This window comes from Bradyrhizobium genomosp. III, assembly GCF_000261705.1.
GTDB classification, from domain to species: Bacteria; Pseudomonadota; Alphaproteobacteria; order Rhizobiales; family Xanthobacteraceae; genus Bradyrhizobium; species Bradyrhizobium ottawaense.
The window spans coordinates 1-7266 of sequence record NZ_AJQF01000098.1 but is presented as its reverse complement, the minus strand read 5'-3'; the positions used below and the strand labels follow the sequence as shown (position 1 = coordinate 7266).

Genomic DNA, 7266 nt, shown 5'->3' with positions numbered 1-7266 from the left:
GTTAGCCGATGCCGCGCACCGCCTGGAGGAACAGCGGATTGGCGGGGTCTGTCTCGATCTTGCGCCTGAGGCGGTTGATCTGCACGTCGACGGCGCGCTCGTTGACGCTGCCGTTGCCGGTCAGCGCACTGCGCGGCACGGTCTCGCCCGGCGTCTCCGAGAGGATGCGCAGCATCTCGCGCTCGCGGTCGGTGAGGTGGATGACCTCCTCGCCCTGGCGCAGTTCACCGCGATCGAGATGATAGACGTAGGGACCGAACGCGATCTTCTCCACCGCCGCGGCCTGCGGCGGCGGCGCGGCGCGCTTGAGGATGTTGTTGATGCGCAGCGCCAGCTCGCGCGGCTCGAACGGTTTCGCCACGTAGTCGTCGGCGCCGATCTGCAGGCCCTCGATGCGCGCTTCCGCCTCGTGTCGTGCCGTCAACATCACGATCGGCACCGAGGAGGATGTCCGGATGAAGCGGGCGAGATCGAAGCCGGTCTCGCCGGGCATCATCACGTCGAGGATCAAGAGGTCGAAATGCAGGCCCAGCAGTTTCGAGCGTGCATCGCCGGCGCTCGCGGCGGTGGTGACGCGGTAGCCCTCGGCGGCGAGGAAGCGCGAGAGCAGATCGCGGATGCGGCGGTCGTCGTCGACGAGCAGCAGATGCGGCGCGTCATCGGCCGGGCGCGCCGGCGGGCGGGCGAGAGTGGCAGCGAGCGTCACGGTCACTCCTTGGCGTCGTGGTTGACGGAAGCGAAGATCGTCTCGAGCACCTTGTCCGGATCGTCGCGATCGATCATCGCGCGCAAGAAGCGCTTGACGGTTTCCGCATCCTGCGGACCCATTTCGGCGAGCGCCTTGGTGATCCGCGTGGTCTGCAGACCGGCGAGCTTCTGCACCAGCGCCTCGCCCTTCGGCGTCGCGTAGAGCAGGCGCTGGCGGCGGTCATTGTCGCCGGTCTTCTGTACGATGTAGCCCTCGTCCAGCAGCTGCTTGAGCACGCGGCCGAGCGATTGCTTGGTGATGCGCAGGACGTCGAGCAGATCGGCGACCTTGAGGCCGGGATAGCGGTAGACGAAGTGCATGACCCGGTGGTGGGCGCGGCCGAAGCCGAAAGCCTCCAGCTCCTGGTCGGGATCGCCGACGAAGTCGCGATAGGCGAAGAACAGTAGCTCGATGATATCCCAGCGCAAATTGCCTCCGTCGTCTGCGGCCGGCTTGGGCTCGGCGGCGTCGTGAGAGGAAGTCGCGAAATTTATGTCAGGCATATTGACGTATCTTGGGTTCAATGTTACAAAACGATTGACCAGCACGAAATTTTAGATCGTTTCGCGCGGGTGGCATCGAAGCAGGGCGGCTGGAGAGAGCCGGACAGGCGACGACGGCCGGATCAGATCTACCGTGCGATTGTCGAGCGGCGTTTCGGCAAAACATACTGGACTTCCGCCTTCCGCAAAAGCATGTCCTCGGCGATATGCTGGCCACGGAAACCGGCCGTAACAAGGCTGGCGGCGGTCCGGCCTAAAACCAATCAAGCCAGCCGGGCCCGAAAAGGGCAGGCCGGCGCCAGAACGGCGCCGCCACCGGCAAGCGGGAGGCAAGGACATGAGCATGAAATTCGACATCCAGCCCGCATCCAATCCGACGTCCGAGAAGGACCGCGTGGCCAAGCTGGTGGACCCCGGCTTCGGACGAGTCTTCACCGATCACATGGCGATCGTGCGCTACAACCAGGCCAAGGGCGGCTGGTACGAGGCGAAGATCGAGGCACGCGCCAATTTCCAGATGGATCCGGCCGGCGCGGTGCTGCACTACGCCCAGGAAATCTTCGAGGGCCTCAAGGCCTACAAGCGCGACGATGGCGGCGTGAACCTGTTCCGTCCCGACGCCAATGCGCGGCGCTTCAAGGATTCCGCCGACCGCATGGCGATGGCGCAGCTGCCCGAGGACGTCTTCATCGAGGCGGTCGAGCAGGTCGTGCGTATCGACCGCGCTTGGATGCCGGGCGGCGAGGGCAGCCTCTACCTGCGGCCCTTCATGATCGCGAGCGAGACCTTCCTCGGCGTCAAGCCGTCGTCCGAATATATCTTCGCCGTCATCGCTTCGCCGGTCGGCTCCTACTTCAAGGGCGGGCCTGCGCCGGTGTCGATCTGGGTCTCGGAGAATTACACGCGCGCGGCCGTCGGCGGCACCGGTGCCGTCAAATGCGGCGGCAATTATGCCGCGAGCCTGCGTGCCCAGGCCGAAGCGATCCAGCATGGCTGCGATCAGGTCGTCTTCCTCGACGCGGTCGAGCGCCGCTACATCGAGGAGCTCGGCGGCATGAACGTGTTCTTCGTGTTCGACGACGGCTCGCTTTCGACGCCGCCGCTCGGGACCATCCTGCCCGGCATCACCCGCGACTCCATCATCGCGCTGGCAAAGGATGCCGGCAAGACCGTGCGCGAGGAGCCGTATTCGCTCGACCAGTGGCGCAAGGATGCGGCCAGCGGCAAGCTGAAGGAAGCGTTTGCCTGTGGCACCGCGGCCGTGATCTCGCCGATCGGCAAGGTGCGCTCGGTGAGCGGTGATTTCGAAATCAGCGGCGGCGCCGCCGGCCCCGTCGCCATGGGCCTGCGCAAGCAGCTCGTCGACATCCAGTACGGCCGCACCAACGATCCCCACAACTGGATCCGCAAGGTGTTTTGAGATACGCCGATGCGCGTTTCCCCTCTCGTGAGCAGAGGGGAAACGCGCATCGTTTGTGGTTTTTCGTGCACTGAACGTGCCGTTGCCGACATGCGACAAAGTCTGGACACATCTGGACATCAGGACTTCGCAACCATGGCAACGAAACTCTCCCAACCCATGAAATGGGTCGTTCTCGCCGCAATCGCCGGCGTTTCCGTTTTCGGCATCCTGACCATCGGCCCGATGCATGAGGTGGTCGCGCAAGATCGCTCGCCGATCGTCGATGTGCGCACCAGCGATCCCGAGATGAATGCCGCGATCGCGCGCGCCCGTGGCTCGCTTCCAACTTTCTGGGCCTCCTATGACACGCCGAAGCCGTCGGAGGCTGGGCACGCCCTGAAGGTGCGCTTCTCGACCCGCAAGGGCGGTGAGCACATCTGGATCGGCGAGGTGAAGAAGCGGCCTGACGGGACCTATTCTGGTCTCCTCGCCAACGAACCGCGTGACCTGCCAGGCAAGCGGGCCGGCGACGAGGTCAAGTTCACCGAGGCTGACATTTCGGACTGGATGTTCATGCGCAACGGCAAGATCGTCGGCGGCGAAACCATCAAGCCGACGCTGAAGTCGCTGCCGAAGGCGGACGCGGATGCCCTGAGAGCGCGGATGGAGAAGCCGTAAAGGTTGGCCGTCATTTCGGGATGGTCCGAAGTACCAGACCCGGAATCTCGAGATTCCGGGTTCGATGCTTGCGCATCGCCCCGGAATGACGGCGTCCCCTAAGCACCGGTTGCCGCTTCGCGCCCCGGCTGGTAAATGCCGGCGCATGGCCGAGAAACCCAAAAAACCCCAGAAACTGAAGGCGCGCCTGCCGCGCGGGCTCGAGGATCGCGATCCCTCAGCGATCCGGGCGACGCGCGAGATGGTCGAGAAGATCCGCGCCGTCTACGAGCTCTACGGCTTCGAGCCGGTGGAAACGCCGGCGATGGAATACACCGATGCGCTCGGCAAGTTCCTGCCCGACCAGGACCGTCCGAACGAGGGCGTGTTCTCGTTCCAGGACGACGACGAGCAGTGGATCAGCCTGCGCTACGATTTGACCGCGCCACTCGCCCGCTACGTCGGCGAGCGCTACGGCACCGACGCTCTTGTCTTGCCCTACCGCAGCTACCGGGTCGGCCATGTCTTCCGCAACGAAAAGCCCGGCCCGGGCCGATTCCGGCAGTTCATGCAGTTCGACGCCGACACCGTCGGCTCGGCAACGCCGGCGGCGGATGCCGAGATCTGCATGATGGCCGCGGACACGATGGAGGCGCTCGGCATCGCGCGCGGCTCCTATGTCGTGAAGGTCAACAACCGCAAAGTGCTCGACGGCGTGCTGGAGGCCATCGGGCTCGGCGGCGACGAGAACGCAGGCCGCAGGCTGACCGTGCTGCGCGCGATCGACAAGCTCGACAAGTTTTCCGCCGACGAAGTGCGCAAATTGCTCGGTCCCGGACGATGGGACGGCGGCGAGGAAGGCAAGGGCGATTTCACGAAGGGCGCCAATTTGAGCGAGGCGGAGGCTGACGTCGTGCTCGCCATCACCAAGCCGCGCGAGGATTGGAAAGAGGCCATTGCCGCGGCCGAAACCTACCTCGCCAAGAGCGAGATCGGTCAGGCCGGCGTCAGCGAGCTGGAAGAGATTGCCAAGCTGGTCACGGCGTCGGGTTACGGTGCGGACCGCATCAAGATCGATCCCTCCGTCGTGCGCGGCCTCGAATACTACACCGGCCCCGTCTACGAGGTCGAACTGCTGCTCGAGACCAAGGACGAGAAGGGCCGCCCGGTGCGCTTCGGCTCGGTCGGCGGGGGCGGGCGTTACGATGGCCTGGTCTCGCGCTTCCGCGGCGAGCCCGTGCCGGCGACCGGCTTCTCGATCGGCGTCTCGCGGCTCCAGGCCGCGCTGACGCTGCTCGGCAAGCTCGACACCAAGCCGGAGTTCGGTCCCGTCGTCGTGACCGTGTTCGACCGCGACCGCGTCGCCGACTATCAGAAGATGGTGGCTAGCTTGCGCGCCGCCGGCATCCGCGCCGAGCTCTATCTCGGCAATCCCAAGAACATGGGCAACCAGCTCAAATATGCCGACCGCCGCAATTCACCGTGCGTGATCATCCAGGGCTCGGATGAAAAGGCGCGCGGCGAGCTGCAGATCAAGGATCTGATCGAAGGCGCGAAGGCGGCCGCGGCGATCGCCTCCAACCAGGAATGGCGCGAGAGCCGACCGGCGCAATTCTCGTGCAGCGAAGCCGATCTCGTCACCAAGGTGCGTGAGGTCCTGGCCCGTCATGACGTAAAGTGGGGATAGCTATTCCGCCAGGCCGTCATGCCCGGGCTTGTCCCGGGCATCGACGTCTTGTTTGATGGATAAGCACGTGAATGGCCGGGACAAGCCCGGCCATGACGACAGCAACAGGGAGAAAACAATGCCTGAGATCACTGTCAGCATGGCCGAAGGCCGCACCGACGAGCAGAAGGCCGGCATGATGCGCGACATCACCCAGGCGTTGGTGAAGAATCTCGGCGTCGATGCCGATGCCGTCGTCATCCAGATCAACGAAGCCCCGCTCCGTCACAAGATGAAGGGCGGCAAGACCTTCGTGGAGCGCGCGGCGGCGGCGAAGAAGTAGCCACTGGCGGTTCGGCATTCACCGCTGTCGTCCCGGACAAGCGTCAGCGCAGATCCGGGACCCATAACCACAGGGAGCGGTTATCTGGCCAGCTGGTAACTCCGAATCTTCGCCAAAGTCGATCCTGTGGTTATGGGTCCCGGATCAGCGCTCGCTACGTTCGGTTGTCCGGGACGACAGCGGAGTTTGAGGCACCATGGACGCACGCGATTTCATCAAGGTCGGCATGAATGCCGAGCGCACGCTGGTGGTCCCGGCGGAGCGCACGGTCGGGCATTTCGTGCCGGGCATGCCGTTTGTCTACGCGACGCCGATGATGATCCTGGAAATGGAGATGACCGCAGGCGATGCGATCCGCGCTGCGCTTCAGCCCGGCTGGGTCACTGTCGGCACCGAGGTCGACATCCGCCATCTCGCAGCCGCGCTCGTCGGCGCGACGGTGCGGACCACCGCGAAGGTCGTCGCCGTCGAACGCCGCGTCATCCGCTTCGAGGTCGCGGCGTTCGAGGGCACGCGCAAGCTCGGCGAGGGCCGCCACGCGCGCGGGCTCGTCAATGTCGAGATGTTCAACACGCGGTTAGCCGCGGGCACGACGCCGTAGGGTGGATTAGCCCTGCGGACTACGCGAAGCGTAGACCGCTTGGCGTAATCCACCACGTCTGCGTCCTCGGAAATAGAAGAGGTGGGTTACGGCTTCGCCTAACCCACCCTACGGCACCTGCTTACTTCGCCAATTCCTTCGACCGCTTTGTCGCCGCCGCGATCGCGCGGATCATGAGATCGCGCAGACCCGGCTCGGCCATCAGCACACCGAGCGCGGCGGCCGTGGTGCCGCCGGGCGAGGTGACGTTCTGACGCAACGTGCTCGATGGCAGCTCCGACTGGTGCAGCAGCTCGCCGGAGCCGGCCACGGTCTCGCGCGCCAGCCTGGTCGCGAGCGACTCGGGCAATCCGGCCTCGACGCCGGCGCGGGCGAGCTCCTCGGCGAGCAGAAACACATAGGCCGGGCCGGAGCCGGAGACGGCGGTCACCGCGTCCATCAGGCTCTCGTCATCGACCCATTCGACTGAGCCGGTGGCGCGCAGCAGCGCATCGGCCACCGCGCGCTGCGCGGCGCTGACGTTCTTCGCGGCGACCGCAACGGTGATGCCGCGGCCGATCGCGGCCGGCGTGTTCGGCATCGCGCGCACCACGGCGCCGCCGCAGACCTCGGCAAGCGATGCGATCGTGGTTCCCGCCATGATCGAGACCACCGAGGTCTTGTCCGAGACGAACGATTTCAGCTTCGCGCCGGCCTCGCGGAACATCTGCGGTTTCACCGCGACGACCAGCGTCTCGACCGTGCCGACCGTTGTCACATCAGGATTGAGCGCGACGCCCTTGGCGGCAAGCGCGGTGATCTCGGGCGAGATGTGCGGATCGACCACCGCGACACGGCGCGGGTCGAGTCCGCCCGACAGCCATCCGGTCAGCATCGCGCCGCCCATCTTGCCGGCGCCGGCGAGGAGGATGGTGCCGGTGATGTTTTTGAGGGTGCTGCTATCTGCCACTGCGATCACCTTGCAAACGGTGTCGTCCCTGCGAACGCAGGGACCCATAACCACCAGCGGTTCTAGTGGATAGAGAGCAGAGCAACAAGCCGCGCGCCACAAGAGGCATCACGCGGTATGGGTCCCGGATCTTCGCTTCGCTTGTCCGGGACGACGGCGCAGCGCTGGGCGAGACTTACGCCTCTCCCACCGTGTCGAACATCGCCGCGTCCATCGCTTCGGTCGTGGTCTTGCCCGCCCACACCACGAACTGGAACGCCGGGAAATAGCGCTCGCAGGCGTGGATGGCGCCGGCGAGCATGGCCTCGCATTGCGCGGTCGAGGCGGTCAGGCCGCCGGGCAGCACCAGGGCCTGGCGGTGCATGACCATGCCGGTGTTGGTCCACAAATCGAAATG

General features: G+C 65.4%; 9 protein-coding genes. 5 read left to right on the top strand and 4 right to left on the bottom strand.

The features are described 5' to 3' along the window. Position 1: 1 nt before the first annotated feature. Both IC66_RS0109565 and IC66_RS0109560 read right to left on the bottom strand, forming a co-directional pair. Entirely contained in the window at positions 2 to 712 is a 711-nt protein-coding gene (locus IC66_RS0109565) for a response regulator transcription factor (RefSeq protein ID WP_038947471.1), read from the bottom strand. Further along, positions 709 to 1251, bottom strand: a complete 543-nt coding sequence (locus IC66_RS0109560) for a MarR family winged helix-turn-helix transcriptional regulator (RefSeq protein ID WP_028140157.1) — start codon at positions 1249 to 1251, stop codon at positions 709 to 711. Before IC66_RS0109560 ends, IC66_RS0109565 begins: the two co-directional genes overlap by 4 nt. A gap of 337 nt (positions 1252 to 1588) precedes the next feature. On the opposite strand from IC66_RS0109560, the gene IC66_RS0109555 reads away from it, so the two are divergent. The 5 genes from IC66_RS0109555 to IC66_RS0109535 all read left to right on the top strand — a co-directional run bounded on the left by IC66_RS0109555 (position 1589) and on the right by IC66_RS0109535 (position 5920). Continuing rightward, positions 1589 to 2671 carry a branched-chain amino acid aminotransferase gene (locus tag IC66_RS0109555; protein WP_028140158.1) on the top strand — a complete coding sequence of 361 codons (1083 nt, stop codon included), beginning with the start codon at positions 1589 to 1591 and terminating at the stop codon, positions 2669 to 2671. Positions 2672 to 2806: 135 nt separating this feature from the next. Then, on the top strand, positions 2807 to 3331 hold the full coding sequence (locus IC66_RS0109550; RefSeq protein ID WP_028140159.1) for a YegJ family protein: 525 nt from the start codon (positions 2807 to 2809) through the stop codon (positions 3329 to 3331). Between the two features lie 145 nt (positions 3332 to 3476). Then, positions 3477 to 4997, top strand: coding sequence for a histidine--tRNA ligase (gene hisS / locus IC66_RS0109545; protein WP_038947470.1), 1521 nt, complete (start codon positions 3477 to 3479; stop codon positions 4995 to 4997). 55 nt (positions 4998 to 5052) lie between these two features. After that, positions 5053 to 5319 (top strand): tautomerase family protein, encoded by a 267-nt coding sequence (locus IC66_RS0109540; RefSeq protein ID WP_109866587.1) that lies wholly within the window; start codon positions 5053 to 5055, stop codon positions 5317 to 5319. 196 nt (positions 5320 to 5515) lie between these two features. Further along, complete coding sequence (locus IC66_RS0109535; RefSeq protein ID WP_038947469.1) at positions 5516 to 5920, top strand: thioesterase family protein; 405 nt, start codon at positions 5516 to 5518, stop codon at positions 5918 to 5920. Between the two features lie 121 nt (positions 5921 to 6041). Here IC66_RS0109535 and proC read toward each other — a convergent pair whose 3' ends face one another. Both proC and IC66_RS0109525 read right to left on the bottom strand, forming a co-directional pair. Then, a complete protein-coding gene (gene proC / locus IC66_RS0109530) occupies positions 6042 to 6917 on the bottom strand; it encodes a pyrroline-5-carboxylate reductase (RefSeq protein ID WP_049806500.1) in 876 nt (291 codons plus the stop codon). A 127-nt stretch (positions 6918 to 7044) separates the two neighbouring features. Further along, positions 7045 to 7266, bottom strand: a 222-nt coding sequence (locus tag IC66_RS0109525) for a YbjN domain-containing protein (protein WP_038947467.1), incomplete at its 5' end; no start/stop codon positions are given.

Excerpts from the sequence above, each read along its gene's own strand:
- proC (WP_049806500.1), bottom strand. The coding sequence starts at position 6,917 with ATGGGTCCCTGCGTTCGCAGGGACGACACCGTTTGCAAGGTGATCGCA.
- IC66_RS0109535 (WP_038947469.1), top strand. The coding sequence starts at position 5,516 with ATGGACGCACGCGATTTCATCAAGGTCGGCATGAATGCCGAGCGCACG.
- hisS (WP_038947470.1), top strand. The coding sequence starts at position 3,477 with ATGGCCGAGAAACCCAAAAAACCCCAGAAACTGAAGGCGCGCCTGCCG.
- IC66_RS0109550 (WP_028140159.1), top strand. The coding sequence starts at position 2,807 with ATGGCAACGAAACTCTCCCAACCCATGAAATGGGTCGTTCTCGCCGCA.
- IC66_RS0109560 (WP_028140157.1), bottom strand. The coding sequence starts at position 1,251 with ATGCCTGACATAAATTTCGCGACTTCCTCTCACGACGCCGCCGAGCCC.
- IC66_RS0109540 (WP_109866587.1), top strand. The coding sequence starts at position 5,053 with ATGGATAAGCACGTGAATGGCCGGGACAAGCCCGGCCATGACGACAGC.
- IC66_RS0109555 (WP_028140158.1), top strand. The coding sequence starts at position 1,589 with ATGAGCATGAAATTCGACATCCAGCCCGCATCCAATCCGACGTCCGAG.